This window comes from Streptomyces sp. NPDC048254, assembly GCF_043201895.1.
Lineage (GTDB): Bacteria > Actinomycetota > Actinomycetes > Streptomycetales > Streptomycetaceae > Streptomyces.
Genome location: NZ_JBICZJ010000001.1, coordinates 76,639 through 99,795 on the forward strand (window position 1 = coordinate 76,639; position 23,157 = coordinate 99,795).

Genomic DNA, 23,157 nt, shown 5'->3' on the forward strand with positions numbered 1-23,157 from the left:
GCTCGTCCCGCGTCGAATCGGTTCGATGCGGGACGTCGAAGCGCTTCGACGGAGGAAGGTAGGTGCGGGCTGTGTGGGCGTCAATGGGTGCGGCGGGAATCAGAGGAAGCGATTCGACTGATGGTGTTGAGCAGAAGGGCTGTGACGGCCGCGGCGACGGGCGCGGTGAAACCGGCGGTCGGTGAGACGTGCTCCGCCGCCCAGCCGCCCAGCGCGGAGCCCGCGGCGACGCCGGTCAGGAGGGCGGTCACGACCAGACTCATCCCCTCGTTGAGGCGGTCCGCGGGGGTGCGGTCCTGGACCAGGGTCATCGCGGTCACCATCGTGGGCGCGGTCGCCATGCCGGCCACGAGCAGAGCGGGCGCCAGGGCCCAGAGGCTGTCGGCCGTGCGGGCCGCGAGGAGGGGAAGGGACATCAGGACCGCCATCGCCGACAGGCAGACGGGGAACCGTCGTCCGGCCGGTCCCCGTGGCTTGACCGCCCCGTACACCAGCCCCGCCGCGCAGGAGCCGGCCGCCTGGAGGGCGAGGACGGCACCGGCCGCCGAACGGTGGCCCTGGGCGTCGGCGTAGGCGATGGTGACGACCTCCATCGAGCCGAACACCGCGCCGGTCGCGACGAAGCACGCCAGGAGAGAGGGGATGCGCAGCGGAGTTCTCGCGGTGCCGCCTCCGGCCCGGGGCGGCGGCTCGGTGGCCCGCTGGGCGGTGAACAGCAGCATGCCGGTCAGCAGCAGGACCGCGCCGACGAGTGTGCCGGCCTCCGGGAAGAACGTGCCGGTCAGGAAGGACGCCAGCACCGGGCCGAGCATGAAGCACAGCTCGTCGGCGGCCTGTTCGTAGGAGTTCGCGGTGTGCAGCCCGTCCGGGTCGTCGCGCAGCAGGTGGGCCCAGCGGGCGCGGGACATGCCGCCGAGGTTGGGGGTGGTGGCGGTGGCCGCGTAGGCGGCGAACAGGGTCCAGTCCGGGGCGCCGAAGCGGACGCAGAGCAGCAGGGCGAGGCTGCCGAGCACGGCGGTGACGGTGGCGGGTACGGCGACCCGCGCCTGGCCGTACCGGTCGACGAGCCGTGCCACCCAGGGCCCGGCCACCCCGGTCGCCGCCAGGCCGGTCGCGGTGACGGCACCGGCGAGGGCGTACGAGCCACGGGCACCGGCGATCATCACGACCGCGCTGACGCTGAACATGCCCATGGGCAGCCGGGCCAGCAGATTCCCGGCGGTGAAGGCACGGGTGCCGGGGAGGGCGAAGAGACGGCGGTAGGGGCCGGGCGGGCGGCGGTGGAGGCGGGGAGCGAGGTCGCGGGGCGCGAAGTCGACGGCGACGAGGGAGTCGGCGGTGACGGTGTACAGGGGCTGCCGGGGAGCCGGCTCGGTCGGTTGCGGCATGGACACCACCGTCGCCCGGAGCCGATCGAGGGGTCCAACACCTGCTGGGCGCCGATTCACGCACTGTTGTTGTGAGTCCGGCGAGGGCCGGGCCGTAGGGTGTGTCGGGCCGCTTCGGTCCGCTTCGGGCCGCTGCAGGGTGACCTGGAAGGTGACCGTCCCGGACGACACGCAGACAGAGTGGTCGGTGATGGCGCCGGCGCCCGCGGCCGAGGTGCAGGAGGAGGTGCCGCCGGCCGCCGGGGGGCGAGGCGGTCTACGCCGGCGCAGTGGCGACTGCCCGACGGGGCATCGGCCAGGTGCCCGGTGCGGTACCGGTAAGTTCGCCCGATGGCCGCCTCTCCCGCCCACATCGACCCCCGGCTCCTGCGTGTCTTCGTCGCCGTCGCCGAGGAACTGCACTTCACCCGCGCCGCCGCCCGGCTGTACGTCGCCCAGCAGGCCCTGAGCCGTGATGTACGGCGACTGGAGCGGGAGCTGGGCGCCGAGCTGTTCCTCCGGACCACCCGGCAGGTCGCCCTGACCGCCGACGGCGCCCGGCTGCTGCCGTACGCCCGCCGGGTGCTGGCCGCCCAGGACGCGCTGCTCGCCGCGTTCGGGCAGGCCCGGCCGCTGCTGGTGGACCTCAACTCGCCGGGCCTGGAAACCGGCCGACGCGTACTGCACCGCGCCCGCGAACTCGCCCCCGACTGCGAGCTGATGGCCCGCTACGAGAGCGGGCTCACCGGAGCGGCGGCCGAACTCCTGGCCGGGCGGCTCGACGCGTCCTTCGGACGGTTCGCGGGACTGGATCCGGCGCTGCGCTCCGGGCTCGAACAACAGCCCGTACGGTTCGAACGCATGGCCGTAATCATTCCCTCCGATCACCGGCTGGCGGGCCTGGAGGAGGTGCCGCTGGCCGCGCTGGCGGGCGAGGCGGTGTACGCCGGCGCCGGGAACGAGCGCACCCTGGAATGGACTGACCTGGCCTTTCACCTCTTCGACGGGCGAGGCATCGCGGTCGCGCCGCCCCTGCCGCTGGCCGTGGGGGAGGAGGAATTCGAGCGCATCATGGCCAAGAACCGGAATTCGATCCTCGGGGTAGTGGGATTTCCGGCCATACCTGGGACGGTCTCGCGGCCCCTGGTCGATCCCGTCCCGTTGTCGCCCGTGTCGCTCGTGTGGCGAAAGGGGCTGGTCCATTCGGGAGTGGACGCGCTGCGCCGGGCGGCCGCCGAGATCGGGCGGGCGGAGGGCTGGCTTCAGCGGCCGGCCGGTGGATGGATTCCAGCCAGTGATCAAGATGTGATGGACGACCACAAATGACACATCGAGAACGCGGCACCCCCTCGTGCGCTAGCTTCATGGCCCCGAGCGCGGAGAGCTAGAAGGGGGCGTTCGGAACCGGGTGGGGGCCCGGATCCGGTGACGTGTGCTCGGGTTCGTCAGCGCGCCCGGAACAGTCCCGTGGGGGGATGTACGCGCGTGAAAAATTGGCGAGAAGAAACCCAACCGGAATTGCCCCAGGTGGCCTTGGACGCCCGGGATGTGCCACTGGCGGGAGGAGACGAGCCAGGGGCGGCCGCCCAGGGCGCCGACGGCTCGGCGACGACCGGGGTGACCGGGACGACAGGCGTGACCGGGACGACCGGGGCGACCGAGGTGCTGCGGTTCGGTGCGCTGCGGGATCCGTGGGGCGTGGTCCATGGCGATGCGGCGCGCGCGGTCCCGGCCGATGCGGAGGACCCGTTCGCCGTCCGGGACCCGGACCTGGTGCCCGCCCCGGACGACGTCGGTGCGGTGCGGATACGCCCGACCGGTGCGGCGGAGGTGTCCGACGCACCGGTCTTCGTCGACGCGTCGGGGCGCCGCAGCCGCCGCTTCCGCAGGATCGGGATGGCCGTCGGCCTCGCCTGCGCGGTCTACGCGCTGGTCATCGTCGTCACGCTGCTGTCCGGCAGCTCCGACGCGCCCTGGCTGCCGGTGCCCGGGCAGAACCACGACCGGCCGGCCGGCAAGGTCGACGACTCGCCGCGGCCCGCGCGGTCCGCCCGGTCCTCGGACGACGGCGCCTCGGTGGCCGGTCCGGTCGTGAGCGACGGCACGACCCCGTCGGCCCGTGCCTCTTCCCGGGCACCCGGGGCGGGGAGGACGGGGGCCGGCCGGCCGACCGCGTCGACGTCCGCGCAGCCGACGTCGTCCGCCGGGACGGCGGGTTCCTCGCCGAAGCCCGGGTCGTCGTCCGTGGCGCCCTCGCCGTCCTCGCCGGCGCCCACGTCGGACACCCCGACCCCGCCCGCGTCGTCGCCGCCGCCCTCGCCCAGCGACTCGGCCGCCCCGACCGGCGGCCCGGTCGCGGAGGGCGCGGCCCCCCGGACCGGGACCGGCACCTCTCCCGCCCCTGTCCTGTGATGGCGCCCCGCACCCGCGGCCGTACCCGTACCGGCACGCGTACCGGCACCCGTGCCCGTCGTCATGGGAACACTCCCGCACCGCCCGCCGGCGGTCCCCGGCGCCGCCGCCTGTCCATGCGCCTGACGCTGCCCGTGCTGGTGCTCGGCGCCGTGATGGCGATGCTGATGCTGCGCGGCTACGTCCACAGCGAGATCCTCGCCGACCACCGCGTCCGCCCCGAGGCCGCCACCGACAAGGTCCCGGAGAAGATCCTGGACGGCGGCCCGGTCATCGACACCCGGGGCGGCCGTACGACGTCGCTGCGCATCCCCGACCACCACCTGGTCCTCACCTTCGACGACGGCCCCGACCCCGCCTGGACCCCGAAGGTCCTGGACGTCCTGAAGAAGCACCACGCGCACGCCGTCTTCTTCGTCACCGGCACCATGACCTCCCGCTATCCGCAGCTGGTCCGGCGCATGGTGGCCGAGGGCCACGAGGTCGGCGTGCACACCTTCAGCCACCCCGACCTGTCGTACCAGTCGAAGAAGCGCATCGACTGGGAGCTGTCCCAGACCCAGCTGGCGATCACCGGCGCGGCCGGCATCCGGACGTCCCTGTTCCGGCCGCCGTACTCCTCCTTCGCCGACGCGATGGACAACAGTTCCTGGCCGGTGACGCGGTACATCGGCAGCCGCGGCTACATCACGGTCGTCAACAACACGGACAGCGAGGACTGGCGCAAACCGGGCGTCGACGCCATCGTCCGCAACGCGACCCCGGGCGCCGGCAAGGGCGCGATCGTCCTGATGCACGACTCGGGCGGCGACCGCCACCAGACGGTCCAGGCCCTGGACCGCCTCATTCCGCAACTCCGGCACCGCGGCTACACCTTCGGCAACCTCACCGAGGCCCTGAAAGCACCGAGCGCCCACACCCAGGTCACCGGCCCCGACCTCTGGCAGGGCAGGGCGTGGATCTCCCTGGTCCAGGCGGCGGACGGCATCACGAACGTGCTGGTGGCCGGCCTGGCGGTGGTCGGCGCGGCGGTGCTGGCCCGGTTCGCCCTGATGCTCTGGCTCTCCTTCGTGCACACCCGCAGGGTCCGCCGCAGGGGCTTCAGCTGGGGCCGGCCGGTGACGGAGCCGGTCTCCGTCCTGGTCCCCGCCTACAACGAGGCCAAGTGCATCGAGAACACGGTCCGTTCACTGACCGCGAGCGAGCACCCGATCGAGATCCTCGTCGTCGACGACGGTTCGACGGACGGCACGGCGGGGATCGTGGCGGACCTGGACCTGCCGGACGTCCGGGTGATCCGCCAGGTGAACGCGGGCAAGCCCGCCGCCCTCAACAGGGGCCTGGCCAACGCCCGTCACGACATCGTCGTGATGATGGACGGCGACACGGTCTTCGAACCGGCCACGGTACGGGAGCTGGTCCAGCCCTTCGGCGATCCCCGGGTCGGCGCCGTCGCCGGCAACGCCAAGGTCGGCAACCGGGACTCGCTGATCGGCGCCTGGCAGCACATCGAGTACGTGATGGGCTTCAACCTGGACCGCCGGATGTACGACGTGCTGCGCTGCATGCCGACGATCCCGGGCGCGGTGGGCGCCTTCCGCCGTACCGCCCTGGAACGGGTCGGCGGCATGAGCGACGACACCCTCGCCGAGGACACCGACATCACGATGGCCATGCACCGGGACGGCTGGCGGGTGGTGTACGCGGAGCGGGCACGGGCCTGGACGGAGGCCCCGGAGTCCGTCTCCCAGCTCTGGTCCCAGCGCTACCGCTGGTCGTACGGCACCATGCAGGCGATCTGGAAACACCGCGGCGCGTTCCTCGACCGGGGCCCGTCGGGCCGCTTCGGCCGCGTGGGCCTCCCCCTGGTCTCGCTCTTCATGGTGGTGGCCCCCCTCCTGGCCCCCCTGATCGACGCGTTCCTCCTCTACGGCATCGTCTTCGGCCCGACGCAGAAGACGATCGGCGCCTGGCTGGGCGTGCTGGCCGTGCAGGCGGTCTGTGCGGCCTACGCCTTCCGCCTGGACCGCGAACGCATGACCCATCTCATCTCGCTCCCTCTCCAGCAGATCCTCTACCGCCAGCTGATGTACGTCGTACTCCTCCAGTCCTGGATCACGGCCCTCACCGGCGGCCGGCTGCGCTGGCAGAAGCTGCGGCGCACGGGGGTGGTGGAGGCGCCGGGCGGAGGCGCCGGCGGCCGGACGAAGGGGAGGCAGGCGGCATGACACAGGCCGAGACGACCCCGGTCGGAACGGGGAAGCGGTCCGGAACCGGCGGCCGGGACCGCTACCTGGACCTGCTCCGCTCCCTGGCCCTGTTCCGCGTGGTGGTCTACCACCTCTTCGGCTGGCCCTGGCTGACCATCCTCTTCCCCTCCATGGGCGTGATGTTCGCGCTGGCGGGCTCGCTGATGGCCCGCAGCCTGGACCGCCCGGCGGCGCACGTGATCCGGGGCAGGCTGCGCCGCCTGCTGCCCCCGCTCTGGCTGTTCAGCGCGGTCCTGCTGACCCTGATGCTCATTGCGGGCTGGCATCCGTTGAACGACCCGGACGTGGGGAGCGGTTGGGCTGGCTGGGGCAGGCTGATCGACTACTTCCTGCCGATCGGCGCCCCGCCGTACCCCGAACACCTCGGCTCGGCCACGGGTCTGCTGGACGACACGTGGGCGGAACAGGCGGCGGGCCCGCTGTGGTACCTGCGCGCCTACCTCTGGTTCGTGCTCCTGTCCCCGTTTCTCCTGTGGGCGTTCCGCAGGGCGCCGCTGCCGACGGTGCTGGCGCCGCTGGCACTGACGGCGGTGGTGGGCACGGGGCTGGTGTCCCTCCCCGGCGAAACGGGCAACGCGGTGACCGACTTCGCGGTGTACGGCGGCTGCTGGATCCTGGGCTTCGCCCACCACGAGGGCGCCCTGGCGCGGGTCCCGCGGTATGCGGCGGTCTCGCTGTCCTGCCTGGTGATGGCGCTGGGCCTGTGGTGGGCGTCGGGCCACCAGGGCCCCGACGGCTGGGACCTGAACGACATTCCCCTGGCACAGGCCTGCTGGTCGTTCGGGGCCGTGGTGCTGCTGTTGCAGTACTCCCCGTCATGGCGGGAGCTGCCGGGCCGCCTGCGCCGCTGGGACAGACCGATCACCCTCGCCAACAACCGTGCGGTGACCATCTACCTCTGGCACAACATGCTGATCATGGCAACGTTCCCGATCATCGACGAGGCGTACAACCTCCCGTTCATGGAGTCGGACCGGGCGGCGTCCCTGCTGGACTCGACGTACGGCTTCTGGACGTTCGTGGTGGTGTGGCCGCTGATCGCGGTGGCGGTGGTGGCGTTCGGATGGGTGGAGGACGTGGCGGCGGGACGGCGGGCGCGGGTGTGGCCGGACGGGGGACGGCGGGGAAGACCTCGCCGTCGATCGTGAAGGAACCCCCCTGACTCTGTGCAGGGGCCCGAGGCCCCGCCCGGCCCGTGATCAGTGCAGAGCTTCCGGGCGGACCGGCCTGGTGAGCCTTTCGACGGCTTCGTCGGGCGTGGCGGCCCACAGCGAGACCGTGTCCATGCCCATGTAGACCGCGCCGTCCTCCGCCATGGCCAGGTACCGGTTCCGGCGGTCGACCATGCCGAGCGGGTAGAGATCGGTTCCGGCCTGTTCACCGAGGTCGTCGAGGATCTCGGCGTCCCACATCGCCAGGAGCGGGTCCAGCCGGAAGTCCGTCCACGGCATGGTGTTCAGGGGGGAGCGGTAGGGAATCCCGACCTGACCGAACTCCGCGAGGAACCGGCGCGCGGCATCGTGGATCTCGTACTCGCCGGTCTCCAGCAGGATGCTCTCCCAGGTCGTCACGGGGACGGACCGTCCCGGGAACCAGCCACCCGCCCGCAGCACCCGATCCGTCAGGGCGGGCCAGCGCCGCTCAGCCGCGCGGTCATCGGGCGACACGGCGTCCAACCGTGTCCAGAACGCCGCGCCGCCACCCGGGGACACGTCGGCGGTCCGGGGGACGGTCCGGGCACCCTGCGTCGTGACCAGCCGGTCCAGAGCCTGGTCCACGGTCGTGCCGAGCAGTTCCAGGTGGTTCCCGGCAGCGATGTAGAGCTGCCCGTCTTCGGCGATACCCAGGCGGCTGCTCCCTTCGTCCGCGCTGCCCACGGGGTACAGAGGAGTCCCGGCCTGCCGGCTCATCCAGGCGTACGTCTCGTTCTCCCACTCGGCCTGGAGGGGGTCGAACCGGATGGCCGACCGCGTTGTGACCGAGTCGGTCGGCCATCCGTACGTCACCAGCCCGCCGAAGGCGCGGAGGAAGCGTCGGGCGGCCTCGTGGGGCACGAAGGAGCCGCGCTCCCGCAGGATCCACTCCCAGGTGTCCGTCGGCACCGCACGATCCGGCCGCCAGCCCGCCCGGCGAAGCACACCGTCGGTCTCAGGGGACCAGGTCAGGTCGTTCTCCCCTCACACCACCGTTCTCACACCCAGTTGATCACGCCGCACAGATCGCCCAGGCAGTCCATCAGGGCGTCCCAGTTCCGTCCGAAGTAGCCGGGGAAACGGAGGACTTCCGCGAAGGAGCGGTAGACCCCCTGTTCGGTCATCAGATCGCGGGCGTCGAAGTGGTGCACGAGGGCGCCGTTCGCCGTCAGTTGCGACAGATGCCGTCGGATCCTGCGGACTCCTCCGGGACAAGTACCACCCAGGGGCCGCAGGCACCTGGGGCCCGACAAGGGCCACTGCTCTGCGGAGCGGGCCGGAACACGTCACTCACCGGCGCTCGGTCGAGGCCAGTTGCGTCACGAAGGTGCCGAATGCGGCCAGGGAATTCTCCAGGTCCTCTCGCCCCGCGTCGTCCTCGGGCAGCAGCGGGAGCCGGGGTCGCGCGAAGCGCTCGGCTCCTGTGTGCACGGCGCTCGCCAGGTCCGCCGCGGACGAGCGGTCGAACACCGTACCGTCGTGGAGGGTCTCGATCGAACCGTCCCTTCCGCGCCGGAACGTCAGCGAGAAGGACGAGTCGACGGCGGACGTCGTGAAGGACCGGTCCCGGCCCGGCAGGAACCGGCGCAAGCCGTCCATGAGGAGGGGCAGCGAGAGATAGATCATCATCGCCTGGTCCGGGGTGCGGTCCCGTGAACTCGCCTCTCCCCGGTCGCCCCGGACGTCCATGTGCCCCAGGTCGAATCCCGACGGCGGGGGTGCCTCGTTCTCGTCCACGGAGAACTCGAACCGGATCATCCCGTGAATGCGTGGACGCGAGGGAGCTTTCAGCCGTCTCGGGTCCTCGTCCTCGCCACCCGGCCGATGCTCTTCGGTCACGATCCGCCCAGCATCCGGTCCTCGTCGAAACCGAGCTCGTCCTCGATACCCAGTTCCTCCGCGGCGTGCCAGCGCAGTGGGTCGGGCCAGACCGCGGGATCTCCGGTGGCGATGCCGCGCAGGAAGTCGACGGCTTCGGGGGTGCCGATCTCACCCAGTGTCTGGAGGGCCTTGACGCAGAACGTGAAGTAAGGGCCGTCGGTCGACTTCCGTTCCCGCACCAGGGCGGCGACCGGCTCGACTCCCTCCGGGGCCCGCAGCTCTCCGAGCAGGTCGACCAGGTCCTCCGTGTTCACGCCGGCAGGCCGCGTGGCCAGCACCGTCGCCAGGAGCGGCCCGAGCCCTTCGGGATGGAGGTGCAGCGCCAGCGCCGCGAGCCGTTCGAAGCGCCGCCAGTCGCCCTCGGCGGACGTGATCCGCAGCCAGTCCAGGACGCGCTGCCGTGCCGCAGGCACCGCGGCTGCGGTCTCCTCGGCCCGCTCGGCGCTGACGTACCCGCCGATGACGAGGGAGTCCACCCGCTCCAGGAGAGCGCGGTCGGCCGCTGATCCAGCTGACATGTGTGTCGTTCCACCTTCCAGGCCCGGGTGCTGCTGACGCACGCACCGGGTCAGATCCGTTCGTACGTCATTCTCAGGATGTTCGAGTTGAACACACCCGCCGAGCCCTCGCGGAGCCCGAAGTTCAGCCCTCCCCGTTCCATCTTCACGTGCACGAACTGGGTGCTCTCCCCGATCTCGTCCAGATGCAGACCGAACGCTTCCTTGATCGCCGCGATATTGTCGCCCGAGCCGCGCCCCGCGGCGATGAGAGCCTCTCTGGTGCCCGGCTCCATCTCGTAGCGGACGAGGTGCGTGTACTTCTGGGCGTTCCTGCCGCCGCGTCGGCCGAAGCGTTCCGCGATGCCCCGGACGTAGTCCTCCTCCTGCGTCACGAAGTTCTCGCCACGCGGCGTGATCTCGCCCTTCGGGCCGAGCCGGGAGAACTCCTTCTCCGACATCACGCGGTAGAAGGGCTCATAGGGCGACAGCCCCAGTGGGTCCGTGCCCGTCCAGGGGTTGGGCACATACGCCGTGGGGTGCGGTGCGGCGGTCAGCCCCAGCGGGTCGGGGCTGATGTAGTGCCCCGTCTCCGGGGCGTAGTAGCGGTGCCGGTTGTAGTGGAGTCCGGTTTCGCTGTCGTGATACTGCCCGGGGAAGCGGAGCGGTGTGTACGCGGTGCTCGGCTTCGGCCACGCCGTCGCGCCGAACAGTGTCGAGCGGGTGCGCCACGCGATGTCGCCCCGCTCGTCCACCAACTCGGTCGGGGTGCCCACCAGGTCGGTGATGATGGCGAAGAATCGGGAGTCGATCTCCCGCTGGGTCACAGTGTCCGTCAGACGCTCGGTCTGGGCGACCGGGTGGAGACCGTCGTGGTCCCAGGTCACGGTGGCGGCGTGCGCGAGCGCCTCTCCCGTGGTCGTCTGCTCCACAAGGGTGTCCCCGTCCCAGGTGAAGCGGGTCTCCTCGACGACCCGGGCGCCGTTGCCGTCGGCCGCCGCCCGCTGCTTCGCTATACGGCGCCCGAAGACGTCGTACCGGTAGCGCCAGAGCGTCCCGTCGGGAGTGACCACGGAGGTGAGACGGTCCTCGACGTCCCAGGTGTAGCGCCAGGTCTCCGTCTGTCCGGAGAGCCGGGCCCGGCGCCGGGTCACCAGCCGGCCGGCCGCGTCGTACTCGTAGCGGACACGTCCGGCCCTGGTGACGCGAGTGCCCTCGTAGCCGCGAGGCCCGCGCGCCTCCTCGCCGGGATGCGTGTCGGGCCAGTCGGCTTCGGTCTGGTCGCCGGCCGTGTCGTAGGCATACGACTCGGCCCAGTCCTGCGCGCTGACCGAGGTGACCCGGCCCACCGCATCCAGCTCGATACGGCGCCGACCCCCCGTCAGCTCCTCCACCCCGACCACCTGGCCGTCGGGACGGCGGCTGTAGCAACGGTGCTGCACCGTACCGCGTGCCGTGTCCGCGACCTGCTCGGCCAGCAGTCCGGACGGGTCCCAGCCGCTGCGCACGGTCAGTGCGGTGTTCACCTCGCGGGTGATCTCACGTCCGGCGACGTCGTAACCGAACCGGAGGGTGTGATCCGCCGTGCTCAGCGAGGAGCGACGGCCGTGGGCGTCGTAGACGTACTCCGTCACCAGCCCGGACGGCGTGGTCCGCCGGGTCCGTCGGCCGAGCGGGTCGTAGGCGAAGGTGATCGCACGGCCACCGACGGACTCGGCGACGATTCTTCCCCAGTCGTCCCTCTCGAGGCGTACGGAGGACTCGTCGGTACCCGCGCTCAGCAGGCGGCCCATGGCGTCGTGCTCGTAGCGCGTGACGACACCCCCGGCCGTCTTGACGGCGACCTGGCCGAGCATGTCGCGCTCATAGGCGATCCGCTCCCCGAGCGCGTTCTCGCGGGCGGTGACCCGGCCCGAGGCGTCGTACTCGTAGCGCAGCACACGGCCGTCGAAGTCGCGCTCGGACACGACGCGACCCGCCGGATCGTATGTGTACGTCCAGGTCAGCCCCCGTGGGTTCGTGACCCGGGTCAGGCGCAGCGACGCGTCGTGATCATAGGTGTAACGCGCTCCGTCCGGACCTGTCGTGGCCGAGAGGAGGTCGAAGTGCGTGTACTCGTACGACGTGACCCCACCGCAGGGGTCGGTGTGCCGGACGCAGTTGCCCTCCCCGTCGTACTCCCAGCTCTCCGCCGTTCCGTCCGGGCCCGTCCAGTGGGCGATACGACCCTCCACGGTCCACGACAGCCGCGCCTCGCCGCCCGCCGAGTCGCCGACCGCGCGGACGCGGCCGAACGCGTCGTACCGACGCCGTTCGTGGTTTCCACGGGGGTCGACGAGAGCGGTGGTGAGGCCGGCCGCGTTGGTTTCCAGCCGGGTCACGTTGCCGAGGGCGTCGATGACCGACGTGAGCCGGCCGGAGTCGTCGTAGGAGTACCCCACGGTGACGCCCGTGGGACCGGTGACCGTGGTGCAGTTGCCTCGTTCGTCGTAGGTCCGCCGCCAGGTGCTGCCGTCGGCCTGGACCGCCTCGGTCTGCCGGCCCAGGCGGTCGTAGGCGAAACGGGCGGTCGCGCCGTCCGGATACGTGATGACCAGCGGCCTGCCGAACCCGTCGCGGACGTAGCGGGTGGAGTGGCCGAGTGGGTCGGTGACGGCGATCTCGTGGTGGCGCTCGTCGTACTCGGTGCGCGTGGTGTTGCCGAGGGGGTCGATCTCGGCGATGACCTGGCTGTTGTCGTTGACGACGAAGCGAGTGACGGCGCCCTGGGCGGTGGTGAGGGTGGTGACGCGGGTGCCGGGCCAGGCGGGGTCGGTGCCGTCGTAGTCGAGGGCGATGGCGATGTGGCCGGCTTCGCCGCCCTCGGCGATGCAGCGGTCGTGGTCGTCGTAGGTGTAGGCGTAGCGGCTGTTGTTGGTGTCGGTCCAGGAGGTGACGCGCAGCCGGTCGTCGTAGGTGAAGCGCAGGGGCAGACCGGAGGAGTTGACCGTCTCGGTGAGGTTGCCGTCGGTGTAGCCGTAGCGCTTGACGACGACGTCGGTGCCGTCGTCGGCGGCGCCGGCCAGGGAAAGGGCGGTGACCCGGCCCTCGTCGATGGTGATGCGCAGGTGGTAGCCGCCGGAGTGGCGGATGGCGAGCGGGGTGCCGTGCTCGTCGTGGTCGAAGGTGATGGCGTGCTGGTTCCGGTCGGATATCCGGGTGAGCAGGGCGGTGCCATCGGGGGTGGGGCGGGCGAAGTGCCGGGTGTGGCCGGTGAGGGGGTCTTCGATGCGGTAGCCGCCGTCGTCCTGGCGGGTCAGGGGGCGGCGGGGGCCGGCCTCCGGCATGGCCGGGGTCTGGGGTGCGGTGGGATGGGGGTATGCGAGCAGCAGGCCGTCCTCGGTGACGTGGACGACGCCCTGCTCGTCCACCTCCAGGCGTTCGTCAAGCGTCGACGCCCAACTCGGGCCGAACCACCAGCCGCAGCGGTAGTCGGAGGCGACGCGGCGGGTGAAGGTCAGCGGGAGCAGGCCGGGCAGCTCGATGTCGCTCTGCGGGAGATACATGGCGCCGGTGGCCATGTCGACGGGGTCGCTGCCTTTGGACCGTACGACGCTCTTGAGCCGGTTGAACGCACCCTCGGCTCCGTCGGCGAGCATGCCGCGGGCGTTCTTGCCCAGCCCGCGGAGGGCGAGGCTCATGGCCTTCATGCCGCCGCGGAGGTTCTTCATCTCCTTGAGCCCCTTGGCGAGTTTGCCGAGGCTGGTGATGCCCTTGCCGCCGGGTATGCAGTCCAGGGCGGCAAAGGCCACGTCCCACAAGGAGGCTTGGCCCTTGGAGTATTTGTAGAGGGTGTCCGCGAGGACGACGAGCGCTGCGACCAGCACGATGGCGCCGAGGATGGGCCCGCCGATGATCAGCGCGATGATCCCGACGACCGCGACGACGACCTTGCAGACGGTGACGATGGTGTCCCAGTTGTCCTCGAACCAGTGGCCGACGTCCTGCCACCAGTGCCGGTTGGGGATCCCCGCGTCGGAGGCCTCGTCGATCTTCCGCTTCGCCTCACCCGCCGCGTCGTCCCGCATCTTCCGGGCGTCCTCGGCCATCTTCTTCGCGGCGTCGAGGGCGTTCTGCGCGGTGGTGACGTCCGACTGCGCCTTGGTGTGGGCCGACTTGGCGCTCTGCACGTCCCGGGTGGCGGCCCGCACCTTCGCCTCGTCCGGCTTGTCACCGTCCGACTTGCTGCCGGTGGGATCGTCCTTGTACTTGTCGGCTTCCTTGCCGGCCCGGGTGACCCAGGAATCGGCCGAGGACAGCCTGGACTTGGCGGAGGAGAGATCCGACTGGGCTTCCTTGGCCTTGGCGAGGGCCTTGTCCGCGAGGGCCTGGGCCCGCTCCAGCTTGGGCCAGTAGTCCGCGAGGGCGTCGCCGCACATCTCGTACGACTTCTTCAGCTTCTTCAGGTTCTTCGGGACGTCCTTGAACTGCTCCTTGAAGACGTCCGCGGACTTGCCCGCCCACTGCAGGAGTGTGTCCTCGCCGGCCATGCCCTTGACCAGGCGCAGGGCGTCGGAGACGTCGTCGGCGAAGTCGTGGAGCTGTGTGGCGAGCGAGCGGACGCGTTGCGGGTCACCCGGGGTCGGGTCCCTGTCGAGGTCGAGTGGATGCCAGTCCGCCGGCCGATACCCCGCCATAACCCGCAACCCCCGTCGCGTACGCCCCGTCAACAAATCTGTGCACACGTGAAGTTACAGGGCCTGCCGGCTTGAGGCGAAGGCTGTCCCGCGATCGGCCGGCTGGAGCTGTCATTGCCTTTAAGGCGCGTGTTGTCGCGCCGAGGAAGGGTTTGTCTGGGCTTGGTTGCCCTTTGCGTGGACCAACTGAGAGGCGCCGCGATGTCACGGGACGGCACCAAAGCTGAGGCGAGGACGCCGAGTTGCCCGACTATGATCTGCTGTGCGCGTTTCGCGCGGTCCGATCGCGGCAAATCGCTCTGGTGCGTTCCGGATGGACCCCGATACCGTATTCGCTGCTTCGCAGACCCCAACCGCCCCACCAGGAGCCCACCGTGACCCGCCGTTCCCGCCTGCTCACGACAGCCACCGCCGGTGTGACGGCCGCGCTCCTGCTCGCCGGCTGCGGCGGAGGCGACGGCGACAAGTCCGACTCGAATGACAAGATCACGGGCGCGGACACGGGGGCGTCGGCTTCGACTTCGGCTTCGCCGAGTGCTTCGGCTTCGGCGGTGACCGGCGGCCGCCCGAAGATCACCCTGCCGTCGGATATGACGTTGACCTTCGAGGGCGGCCAGACTGGGGACGCGGTGAAGGACGCGGTGCTCGCGGACGGCGCCGAAAGGGCGCGGGCGGAGGACGCCGCTATCACCGGGACAGACCCCAAGGGCGAGGGACTCGCCTACTACAACACGGGTAAGGCTCTTGAGGCCACGCTGTCCTGGGTCGCCCAGTTCAAGAAGGCCAACGTCACGATCACCGGCGTTGTCCGGTACTACGACCGCAAGGTGACGCTCAAGAGCAAGACGTCGGCCATCCTCACGTTCTGTGGTGATGAGAGTAAGGGCTTCAGCAAGAACAAGAAGACCAATAAGATCAACAAAACGCCTGTTACCAAGGACAGCTACGTCTCGTACAACACCAGGCTCGACAAGAACTCCGACGGCGTCTGGCAGACATCGCAGATTATTTCCATCAGGGGGGCAGCTCAGTGTCAGCCGTAGCCAGAGGAACCGCATGTGCTTTCGTGGTCGGCATCGTGTTGTGGACCTCCGGTCCGGCGGCTTGGGCCACCATCACCCCTGGAGGGGGTTCCGGCACCAACTCCCAGGTGAACGGCGACCAGAAGGACGGCAAGGTTTCCGCGACCGCCGGTGCCGTCGTCTACGACCTCTCCAAGAACGGTTCCGGGCCGTCGGCCGGTGCGGTGACGTCGACCACGACGTGGACCCCGCCGGCCTGTTACTACGCGCCCAAGTACTCACCTGCTGCGCTTGAGGCCTACCTGACACCGATCTGGGGGGCCGACTCGACGGGCTACGAGTGGGATGCGCAGCAGCGCGACCGCTACGTCAACGGGAAGCCGTACAAGGACTTCAACAAGGACAAGGCCGGCAAGGGCTACTGGTGGGACTCGTACGTCACGAAGGGCCGTGAGGGAGACCCCGGCGCGCTCGACTGCACGAAGCCCATTTTCTGGGTGGACACGGGTGACGACCCTCCGGCGGACGTACCCCAGGCGGTCACCCCGGAGATCTTGGCGCAACTTGCCTACAACGAGATCCGCGTCCCCAGTACGAAGGTGACCCTGGCCCCGGCGGACAAGACGAAGGTCAACCTTCCCACCTGGGCCTGGCTGGACGGTGCCGAGTTCAAGCCGGTCTCCGTCACCGCGTCGGTTCCCGTGCTGGGCATCAGCGCCACGACCACCGCCACCCCGTACTCCCTCAAGATCGACCCCGGTACGTCGGACGCCGTGACGTACCCAGCCTCGGGCGTCTGCGAGTTCAAGAACGGCAGCATCGGTGAGGCCTACGCCAAGGGGAAGGCCGACGAGACGCCACCCTGTGGGGTGAAGTACCTGCACTCCTCTGGCACGGGTTCGTACCCGCTCAAGGCCACGATCACCTGGAAGATCCACTGGACGGGTACCGGCACGCCAGGCGGAAACCTGCCTGACGGCACCTTCGGGGCCACTCAGGATGTCGTCGTGCAGGAGATCCAGTCCGTCAACAGGTGAGCAATGGCCGGCCGGAGCCCTCCGGCCGTAGGGGGCGCCGTGGGTGACAGGACCAGGATCGACGATCTCGACGTGCTCAAGAGCGTTGCCACGGGCATCGAGAAGATCGTCGAGGAGCTGCAGGGGCTCGACGACAAGGACAAGTACGGCTGGAGCCGGGAGGTCGTCGGTCATGAGGAGCTCACGGACCGGCTCGACGACTTCGCCGACAACTGGGACTACAAGCGGGGGAAGCTCGAAGGGGAGTTGTTCAAGCTCGCGGGAATCACCAAGGCCGCGGCCCAGGCCTACGAGCAGATAGACACCGACCTTGCCAACGCGGTCCGCAAACAGGAGAAGCAGCCCCAGCGGCAAGGGGGATGATGTCCCGACCGAAGGACTGGACACCGGTCGAGCTGGACTCCGACCCGGTGTCCGGGGACCCCGATGCCGTGGCGAAGCTGGGCCGGCGATTCCGCTCCGTGGCCGATGCCATCAGAAGGCAGACGGGCAACATCGAGGCCCTCTGCGGTGTGGACGGCTGGCAGAGTGACGCTGCTGACGAGTTCCGCAAGACCGCCGAGGGAGCCGTCGGACGGCTGAAGAAGGTCCTGGACCGTTTCGAGACGGCTGCCACCTCCTGGGTGAGCAGACCGACCGGCCGGACGAGAAGTACGCCTCCGTCCTGGCCTCCTCCCAGCAGGCGGCGGACAAGGCCCGCAACGACGCCGAGCGCGACCGCGAGGAGCGGGACCGTCTCGACAAGTCGCTCGACGCCCTGGACAAGTCCGCGGGCGACTACGAGCAGCAGAAGCACGACCTGACCACGAAGCGGGACGAGGTCGACGGTCGTATCAACGACGCCGTCAAACGGGTGCACGCCGCCAAGAACGCCCGCAACCGGGCAGGGGATAAGGCGGCCCGCGCTCTTGAGGCGCTCATCGACCACGACAAGCTGAAGGATTCCACCTGGGAGAACATCAAGGGAGCGCTCAAGAGCATCGCGGACATCGCCGGCTGGGTGGCGACGGCCTGCGCCCTCGCCTCACTGTTGGTGGGCTGGATCCCGGTGATCGGCTGGGCGCTGGCAGGTGTACTGGACGCGATCGCTCTGCTCGCGACTGTGGTGTCCCTCGCCTGTCATTTGGTACTCGTCTTCTCGGGAGACGCGAGCATCGCCGACCTGGTCCTGGACGGCGTGGCCCTGCTCACACTCGGCCTGGGCCGTGCCGCGCTGAGCGCGGGCAAGGCGGCTGCGGCGGGCGTGCGGGGTGTGCAGACGGCGAGCCGCTCCGCGCGCGCGGACTTCCTCGCCGCCAACTCGCTGACCGGCAGATCGGCGAAGGCCGCCAACACACTGAAGGGCAAGGCCACCAAGCTCGCCAACCAGGCCGCCGAAGACGCGTCACGGAGGCTTGCGGGTGACCTGCCGGGAGGCTTCGGGAAGCTCGGAGAGTTCAAGCACGTCCTGAATCCCAAGGTGATCTATCAGGTCACGGCCGACGCCGTGAAGGGCCTCAAGGACTTCAGGGACGTCGGGAAACTCTTCGGAAGGGATGCTTGGCGGGGAGCCCGGCCGTTCGGTAATCCGGAGTGGGTCGAGTCCAGCAAGGCACTCAAAGAAGTGCCGATTCTCGGTAAGTTCGAAAGCATGGGCGGCGTGAAGTTCACCGACTATGTACGATCCGCCGGGCAGAGGTGGCTCGGTTACACTGCCACGGCGACCGCCATCGATGGGAATGACAAACTCCACGACCTCACGGAGTGGGATAATCCGCACAACAGGTGGAAGACCGCTTGGACCACGGGCTCGTGACGGCCAGAAGAAATGCCACGTGAGCGACGACGTGATGTGGCAGTGCCTGATCTCCGAACCCGAGGGCAGTATCAGACTTCCCGTGGGAGAGAACGCGGAGTTCGAGAAATGGGCCAAGCGGGCTGCCCGGGAGTACCTGGCCACAGATGCTCCCCGGGGTGAAATCCGCGAACTGGCCTCGGTACTGGCTCGGGTGGCGGCCACGGCTGATCTGGGCGACCCCACCTTCGCCTATGCCTATGTGATCGACGCGGCCAAGGCGTTGACCGCCGTTTACGAGGTGCACGACTTCGACGGGGACGGCTACCGGTCCACGGACAGTCTTCCGGATCTCCTGGAAGCCGTGCTGCCCACCTCCCCCGAACGTCGCAGCGTGACCGAGGTGAACCTGTCGGCGGGCCCCGGTGTACGCGTCCAGGAACTCCTCTCGGTCGAGACCGGTTCGCTCTTCAAGAAGAAGACGATGATGGAGACGGTCACCTATGCGCTGCTTCCGCCGCAGGTCGACAACATCCTTGTCCTCCGGATGTCATGGACGAATCTCGTCTTCAGCGAAGCGCTCCTGGAGTTGGCGCAGACGCTGGCCGAGTCGCTGGAACTCGCCGAGATCAAGGAAGGATGAGGAATGCCGGACGCCGTCGCCGACGATCGCACCGACCGTGAGATTCACCCTCCGGGTGACTACGGTCTGCTCGTTCCGGACGGCTGGTTCAGGATTCCACTCGAGCCCGACGGCTGGAAAGCGCCCATTCGCGCCCTGGCCGAGCGGGTATTCGACGGCCAGGACGACGCGGTGCTCCTCAAGCGGGAATTCACCGAAACCGTAGGTGCGCGCGCGGAAGAAGGCTACGAGAACGGCGGCGTCGAACTCTACATCTCGACGACCTCCATCGGCCCGGTGTCACGTTGAAGGTCTTGCGCGAGGCCGACCCCGACTTCGCCCTGCTGGACGGCACCCTGGCAGAGTGCACCCGGTCGGCGACTCACGCGCAGACTACTCCCACGAGCACCGCCGGCACGGAGTGAACGTGCAGGTGGTCACCGATCCGGATGGCCGGCTGCTGTGGCTCTCACCCGCGCTGCCGGGCCGCACTCACGACCTGACCGCCGCTCGCACCCACAGGATCATCCGCATCTGTGAGCGCCAGGGCGTCCCCATCCTGGCCGATCTCGCCTACCAGGGCGCGGACCCTGGCTGACCACGGGCATCAAACGCAGGCCCCTGCAGGACCTCACCCTCACCGAGAAGACCGTGAACAGGGCCCTGGCTGCGGCAAGGGCACCCGTTGAACGCGGCGTCGCCCGCCTGAAGTCCTGGCGGATCTTCCGCAGGTCCCGATGCAGTCCGAACCGCATGACGCGAATCGCCAAGGCTGTCCTCACCCTGGAGCGGCAACGCTGAAGAAGCTCAGTGGTGAAAGAGCTCCCCGTCCCCGGCCCGCCCGCATTCAGCGCAGCCGCGCGAGCAGCAGATTCGGATCCGTGCGCGTGAGGTACGCCCCGCTCGCCACGTACACGGTCGAGCCCTTGACCGCCACCGAGGTCGGGTTCTCGATCCCGTCCGCCGCCGTCAGTACCGTCTGAACCATGCCGTCCGAGCTGACGATGCTGGCCTGGTTGGTGCCGTTCTGGGCGGCCAGCACCTGGTCGCCGCGGCCGGTGAAGGTGAAGTCGTCGATCCCGGACAGGCCGGTCGCCTTGACGGTGTCCGTACCTGCCGTGCCGTCCTTGTTGATCGGTACCCGAAGCAACGTACCGTTGCCGGTGTTGGTCACCCACACGGCGCCGTTGTGCACCTTGACACCGTTGGCCCCCAACGAGGACGTCGAGGTCGAACCGGGTTGGAAGTCGCCTCCCTGTGTCCACAGGGAGGCGACCCTCGTCCTCAGCGACACCTTCCACACGGTGCCGGACGAGGAGTCGGTCGCGTACAAGGTGTCACGGCTCGCGTCGATCGCCAGGCCGTTCAGCACCTTCACTTCGGGCATCGCCACCACCAGCACGGGAGTGCCACCGCCCGCCGGGATCCGATAGATGCCGGAATTGGTGCCCGCGTTGTAGTTGACGTAGAGCGTGCCGTCGGCGGTACGTACGATGCCGGACGCCGTCGCCGTCGCGCTGCCGGTGGGCGGCGCGGGAAGGGTCGCCAGTACGGTGATCGTCCCGCTCGTGGCCACCTGGGCCACCTGCCGGGACTTCTGGAACGTCACATCGGCGGCCCCGCCCGGCTCCAGCGTGATGTTCTCCGGCTGCTGCAGGGTGGCGATGTCGAAATGGACGACCTCGCGCGCACCGCTCAGCGGCGCGGTGGCACCGAAAGCGGTACCTGTGGTTTGTGTGCCGACGGCCAGTCCGGCGAGCGTGACCGCGCTCAGCAGGAGGGAGCGGCGATAGCGGCGAAGGCGAATGGAAATGAGGGCTCCCCGGGTCGTTGGCGGACCGATGCGAGCAGTTGACGGGCCTGATGCTCGCAACCTTGTCTGAGAACAGCCCAGGATTCGCATGAGAAACCCTCTTATCGCCGTGCCAACCGCGCCGCCCGCTCGGGCCGGCGGATTCAGCTGATGTGCGCGAGCAGCAGATCTGGGTCCGTGGGCGTGACGTACGTACCGCTCGCCACGTACGCGTCGCACCCTTGGCCACCACCGACGTCGGGTTCGCGCCGAAGGCCGAGAACCGGACCAATGGGCATCCGGCCAGTATCTGGGTGCGCGAGGACGTGCTCCTCAACAGACTCACAAGTCTTGTGTGCGGCCGGGTGTTCGCCGGCATCCGACGTCAGGTGCTGGAAGCCCACGTGGCGGCCGTGAATCAGACCGTCAACCGTGCGCTGTCGGCGGCGCGGGCACCGGTCGAGCCCGGCATCGCACGACTGAAGTCCGTCGTTCATCAAGAACAGGACGACGGGAAAGGTCGACGAAACGCCGACCACCGCGAACTCCTACGTGCTCTACCACACCAAACTCGCCAAGAACGCCGACGGCGTCTGGCAGACCACCGACATCCTTTCGAACAGGGGCGACAAGGCGTGCCAGCCGTAGTGGAGACCGTCGGTAGGCGTGGTTATTCGTCGAACCACGCCACCAGCCGTACGTTCTCCTCGCCGTGCATCCCGGCCAGCGTCTCCATGACCGTCCACACCGGGGCCCACGGGCCGTCCGCCGGGACCGCGTCACGGCGGCGGGAGCGTTCGGCTCGGTAGACGGTGGTGTCCGTGGTCAATTCCGTGCCTTCAGGGCAGAGGCCCGCCAGGTCGGTCGGTGATGTCGTCAGTGTGTTGATTCCGCTTGCTCGGGCGAAGGCCTGGCTCCAGTCGTGGGTGTGGAGCAGACGGAGGGTGCCGTCCTCGGCGCGGTGGTAGCGGGCGATGTGAGTGACGCGGGGGAGTGCCGGTTCCGTCCAGTCGATCGACCTCGCCTCCGGCCAGGTGAGCCGGTCTCCGCGAAGGCCGAACCGGCCCACGTGGCGTGATCCTCTCTGACCTCGGGGACAGGTCCGCCGGGAGACCCCGGTCCGCCGCCACCGGGCGCCACGTGCCGTGGAAGTCGCGTACGCCGAAGAGGCAGGCGAAGGCGTCGTAGTCCCTCGGCATGCCCAGCATCGACAAGCTGATCGCCGCAGACCATGCGGTCCCGTCGTGGTTCAGGCCCTCCCGCCAGGTGCGGCACTCGACCCAGCCGTGGATGTCCGTTCCCATGCGCTGATTGTGCCCGGGGGTGAAGTGGGCTCAGGCGGAGGGCGTGACCCTGCCCCGAAGCTGTTGCCGAAGCGAGGCGCGTCGCCGCACGGTCCTGGCGGGGTGAGGTGATTGGTGGATCTGTGCCGTCTGGATGGGCAGGCGACTGCCTATTTCAGCAGGTCAGATCGGTTGTCGGGTTCCCGGCGCGGCACAAGTCCGCCAATCACTGCCCTCGTATCGGGCCGGCGTGCGTACGCGAGGAAGCTGGCCCATGCGCCGTCGGTGACGGTGACGGTGACGGTGAGGTGGGGGGCGGGGGTGGTCTTCGAGTCGCGGATGTGGACGGCCGAGGGGGCGGTGGCTATCTCGACGCAGTTCGAGCTGTCGCCGCTGTGAGTGGACTTCCGCCAGTGGAGTATGTGCACGATCGCTCTCTCAGATGTCCTGGATGAGGCTCTGGACGAAGTCGCGTGATTCGGCGGGGCCGAGTGCGCAGGACTCCATGTGATCCAGCACGGCACGGTACTTGCTCAACTGTGCCTCGCCGTCGAGGAATCCGCACCCGCCGTGGTGGGTGTCGAGCTGCACTGTGTCGAGCTGGGGGACCGGGCCCACGACGTAGTCGAAGGACTGACCTGTGCTCGGGTAGTACTCCGCGTCGAACGGGATCACCCGGACGATCACGTTCGGCAGCTCGCTCATGTCGAGAAGATGCTTGAGCTGACCATGCCTGACATCGGGGCCGCCGAACCGGATACGAAGAGCCGATTCATGAATGATCGCCGTATACGGCAGCGGCTCCTCTCGGTGCAGGATGCCCTGTCGTTTCATGCGGTGCGTGAGGCGGTGCTCGATCTCGTACTGCCTCATGGGCGGTACCACAGCCCGGAACAGGGCGCGGGCGTGGTCAGCGGTCTGCAGCAATGCGGGAATGTGCATCGCGAGGGCCACCCGCAGCCCGGTTGCGTGGTGCTCAAGCTCGGCCAGATCGACCAACGCGGCCGGGAGGTGTTCGCGGTACTCCTCCCACCAGCCGCGCGTCCGGCGTCCGGTCATCGTCGCCAAGGCGTCGACCATGGCCCCGTCCGAGCAGTCATACGCCGATGCCAGTGAACGGACGCGGTCGGCGCTGAGGGAGCTGCGACCTGTCTCGATCATGCTGACGCGCCCCTGGTTGACGCCCAGAAGTGCGCCGGCCTGGGTGACCGTGAGACCGGATCGTTCACGGAGTTTGCGCAGCTCGGTGCCGAGACGCCGTTGCCGCAGAGTGGGGTTGCTGGTGGGCGGCACGGCATGTCCTTTCCGGTCGATGTGCGGCGCTCTCGTAA

General features: G+C 69.4%; 21 protein-coding genes and 1 pseudogene. 11 read left to right on the top strand and 11 right to left on the bottom strand.

Annotated elements, in window-relative coordinates; genetic code table 11:
• Positions 1 to 80: 80 nt before the first annotated feature.
• Complete coding sequence (locus ACGFZQ_RS00295) at positions 81 to 1,388, bottom strand: MFS transporter (RefSeq protein WP_393838487.1); 1,308 nt, start codon at positions 1,386 to 1,388, stop codon at positions 81 to 83.
• A 330-nt stretch (positions 1,389 to 1,718) separates the two neighbouring features.
• Between ACGFZQ_RS00295 and ACGFZQ_RS00300 the strand changes: the two genes are divergently transcribed.
• The 4 genes from ACGFZQ_RS00300 to ACGFZQ_RS00315 all read left to right on the top strand — a co-directional run bounded on the left by ACGFZQ_RS00300 (position 1,719) and on the right by ACGFZQ_RS00315 (position 7,197).
• Positions 1,719 to 2,693: a LysR family transcriptional regulator gene (locus ACGFZQ_RS00300; protein ID WP_393838488.1), complete on the top strand. Its 975-nt coding sequence runs from the start codon at positions 1,719 to 1,721 to the stop codon at positions 2,691 to 2,693.
• A gap of 201 nt (positions 2,694 to 2,894) precedes the next feature.
• The gene (locus ACGFZQ_RS00305) at positions 2,895 to 3,779 is read left to right on the top strand and encodes a hypothetical protein (RefSeq protein WP_393838489.1); all 885 of its coding nucleotides are present in this window, start codon (positions 2,895 to 2,897) and stop codon (positions 3,777 to 3,779) included.
• A complete protein-coding gene (locus ACGFZQ_RS00310; protein WP_393838490.1) occupies positions 3,779 to 6,007 on the top strand; it encodes a glycosyltransferase in 2,229 nt (742 codons plus the stop codon). Before ACGFZQ_RS00305 ends, ACGFZQ_RS00310 begins: the two co-directional genes overlap by 1 nt.
• Positions 6,004 to 7,197 carry an acyltransferase gene (locus ACGFZQ_RS00315; protein ID WP_393838491.1) on the top strand — a complete coding sequence of 398 codons (1,194 nt, stop codon included), beginning with the start codon at positions 6,004 to 6,006 and terminating at the stop codon, positions 7,195 to 7,197. The genes ACGFZQ_RS00310 and ACGFZQ_RS00315 overlap by 4 nt, the downstream gene beginning before the upstream one ends.
• A 51-nt stretch (positions 7,198 to 7,248) precedes the next feature.
• On the opposite strand, the gene ACGFZQ_RS00320 is transcribed toward ACGFZQ_RS00315, so the two are convergent.
• The 5 genes from ACGFZQ_RS00320 to ACGFZQ_RS00340 form a co-directional block, all read right to left on the bottom strand.
• A complete protein-coding gene (locus tag ACGFZQ_RS00320; protein ID WP_393839213.1) occupies positions 7,249 to 8,214 on the bottom strand; it encodes an SUKH-3 domain-containing protein in 966 nt (321 codons plus the stop codon).
• Positions 8,215 to 8,240: 26 nt separating this feature from the next.
• Positions 8,241 to 8,393 carry a barstar family protein gene (locus ACGFZQ_RS00325; protein WP_393838492.1) on the bottom strand — a complete coding sequence of 51 codons (153 nt, stop codon included), beginning with the start codon at positions 8,391 to 8,393 and terminating at the stop codon, positions 8,241 to 8,243.
• A gap of 139 nt (positions 8,394 to 8,532) precedes the next feature.
• Entirely contained in the window at positions 8,533 to 9,000 is a 468-nt protein-coding gene (locus ACGFZQ_RS00330) for a hypothetical protein (RefSeq protein ID WP_393838493.1), read from the bottom strand.
• A 77-nt stretch (positions 9,001 to 9,077) separates the two neighbouring features.
• Complete coding sequence (locus ACGFZQ_RS00335; RefSeq protein ID WP_393838494.1) at positions 9,078 to 9,641, bottom strand: hypothetical protein; 564 nt, start codon at positions 9,639 to 9,641, stop codon at positions 9,078 to 9,080.
• A gap of 50 nt (positions 9,642 to 9,691) precedes the next feature.
• On the bottom strand, positions 9,692 to 14,296 hold the full coding sequence (locus tag ACGFZQ_RS00340) for an RHS repeat-associated core domain-containing protein (RefSeq protein ID WP_393838495.1): 4,605 nt from the start codon (positions 14,294 to 14,296) through the stop codon (positions 9,692 to 9,694).
• A gap of 374 nt (positions 14,297 to 14,670) precedes the next feature.
• Between ACGFZQ_RS00340 and ACGFZQ_RS00345 the strand changes: the two genes are divergently transcribed.
• From ACGFZQ_RS00345 to ACGFZQ_RS00375, 7 genes and pseudogenes are all read left to right on the top strand, one after another.
• Positions 14,671 to 15,339 (top strand): hypothetical protein, encoded by a 669-nt coding sequence (locus ACGFZQ_RS00345; protein WP_393838496.1) that lies wholly within the window; start codon positions 14,671 to 14,673, stop codon positions 15,337 to 15,339.
• A 23-nt stretch (positions 15,340 to 15,362) separates the two neighbouring features.
• Positions 15,363 to 16,355 carry a hypothetical protein gene (locus ACGFZQ_RS00350; protein ID WP_393838497.1) on the top strand — a complete coding sequence of 331 codons (993 nt, stop codon included), beginning with the start codon at positions 15,363 to 15,365 and terminating at the stop codon, positions 16,353 to 16,355.
• A 39-nt stretch (positions 16,356 to 16,394) separates the two neighbouring features.
• The gene (locus ACGFZQ_RS00355; protein ID WP_393838498.1) at positions 16,395 to 16,718 is read left to right on the top strand and encodes a hypothetical protein; all 324 of its coding nucleotides are present in this window, start codon (positions 16,395 to 16,397) and stop codon (positions 16,716 to 16,718) included.
• Positions 16,719 to 17,208: 490 nt separating this feature from the next.
• Positions 17,209 to 18,150 carry a hypothetical protein gene (locus tag ACGFZQ_RS00360; protein ID WP_393838499.1) on the top strand — a complete coding sequence of 314 codons (942 nt, stop codon included), beginning with the start codon at positions 17,209 to 17,211 and terminating at the stop codon, positions 18,148 to 18,150.
• Between the two features lie 19 nt (positions 18,151 to 18,169).
• Positions 18,170 to 18,772 (top strand): hypothetical protein, encoded by a 603-nt coding sequence (locus ACGFZQ_RS00365; protein ID WP_393838500.1) that lies wholly within the window; start codon positions 18,170 to 18,172, stop codon positions 18,770 to 18,772.
• A gap of 3 nt (positions 18,773 to 18,775) precedes the next feature.
• A complete protein-coding gene (locus tag ACGFZQ_RS00370) occupies positions 18,776 to 19,060 on the top strand; it encodes a hypothetical protein (protein WP_393838501.1) in 285 nt (94 codons plus the stop codon).
• A pseudogene (locus ACGFZQ_RS00375) lies at positions 19,045 to 19,552 on the top strand (transposase family protein); the annotation flags it as partial. The gene ACGFZQ_RS00370 and the pseudogene ACGFZQ_RS00375, both read left to right, overlap by 16 nt.
• Before the next feature lie 46 nt (positions 19,553 to 19,598).
• On the opposite strand, the gene ACGFZQ_RS00380 reads toward ACGFZQ_RS00375, so the two are convergent.
• The 5 genes from ACGFZQ_RS00380 to ACGFZQ_RS00400 all read right to left on the bottom strand — a co-directional run bounded on the left by ACGFZQ_RS00380 (position 19,599) and on the right by ACGFZQ_RS00400 (position 23,119).
• The gene (locus ACGFZQ_RS00380; RefSeq protein WP_393838502.1) at positions 19,599 to 20,624 is read right to left on the bottom strand and encodes an SMP-30/gluconolactonase/LRE family protein; all 1,026 of its coding nucleotides are present in this window, start codon (positions 20,622 to 20,624) and stop codon (positions 19,599 to 19,601) included.
• A gap of 83 nt (positions 20,625 to 20,707) precedes the next feature.
• A complete protein-coding gene (locus ACGFZQ_RS00385; RefSeq protein ID WP_393838503.1) occupies positions 20,708 to 21,082 on the bottom strand; it encodes a hypothetical protein in 375 nt (124 codons plus the stop codon).
• A gap of 131 nt (positions 21,083 to 21,213) precedes the next feature.
• A complete protein-coding gene (locus tag ACGFZQ_RS00390) occupies positions 21,214 to 21,612 on the bottom strand; it encodes a hypothetical protein (RefSeq protein ID WP_393838504.1) in 399 nt (132 codons plus the stop codon).
• A 384-nt stretch (positions 21,613 to 21,996) separates the two neighbouring features.
• The gene (locus ACGFZQ_RS00395) at positions 21,997 to 22,254 is read right to left on the bottom strand and encodes a DUF397 domain-containing protein (protein ID WP_393838505.1); all 258 of its coding nucleotides are present in this window, start codon (positions 22,252 to 22,254) and stop codon (positions 21,997 to 21,999) included.
• Between the two features lie 10 nt (positions 22,255 to 22,264).
• Entirely contained in the window at positions 22,265 to 23,119 is an 855-nt protein-coding gene (locus tag ACGFZQ_RS00400; protein ID WP_393838506.1) for a helix-turn-helix domain-containing protein, read from the bottom strand.
• Between the last annotated feature and the right edge of the window lie 38 nt (positions 23,120 to 23,157).

What these genes read in the sequence shown, in the direction of transcription:
- ACGFZQ_RS00335 (WP_393838494.1), bottom strand. Translation starts at nt 9,641, where the DNA reads ATGTCAGCTGGATCAGCGGCCGACCGCGCTCTCCTGGAGCGGGTGGAC.
- ACGFZQ_RS00310 (WP_393838490.1), top strand. Translation starts at nt 3,779, where the DNA reads ATGGCGCCCCGCACCCGCGGCCGTACCCGTACCGGCACGCGTACCGGC.
- ACGFZQ_RS00340 (WP_393838495.1), bottom strand. Translation starts at nt 14,296, where the DNA reads ATGGCGGGGTATCGGCCGGCGGACTGGCATCCACTCGACCTCGACAGG.
- ACGFZQ_RS00330 (WP_393838493.1), bottom strand. Translation starts at nt 9,000, where the DNA reads ATGATCCGGTTCGAGTTCTCCGTGGACGAGAACGAGGCACCCCCGCCG.
- ACGFZQ_RS00370 (WP_393838501.1), top strand. Translation starts at nt 18,776, where the DNA reads ATGCCGGACGCCGTCGCCGACGATCGCACCGACCGTGAGATTCACCCT.
- ACGFZQ_RS00295 (WP_393838487.1), bottom strand. Translation starts at nt 1,388, where the DNA reads ATGCCGCAACCGACCGAGCCGGCTCCCCGGCAGCCCCTGTACACCGTC.
- ACGFZQ_RS00315 (WP_393838491.1), top strand. Translation starts at nt 6,004, where the DNA reads ATGACACAGGCCGAGACGACCCCGGTCGGAACGGGGAAGCGGTCCGGA.
- ACGFZQ_RS00300 (WP_393838488.1), top strand. Translation starts at nt 1,719, where the DNA reads ATGGCCGCCTCTCCCGCCCACATCGACCCCCGGCTCCTGCGTGTCTTC.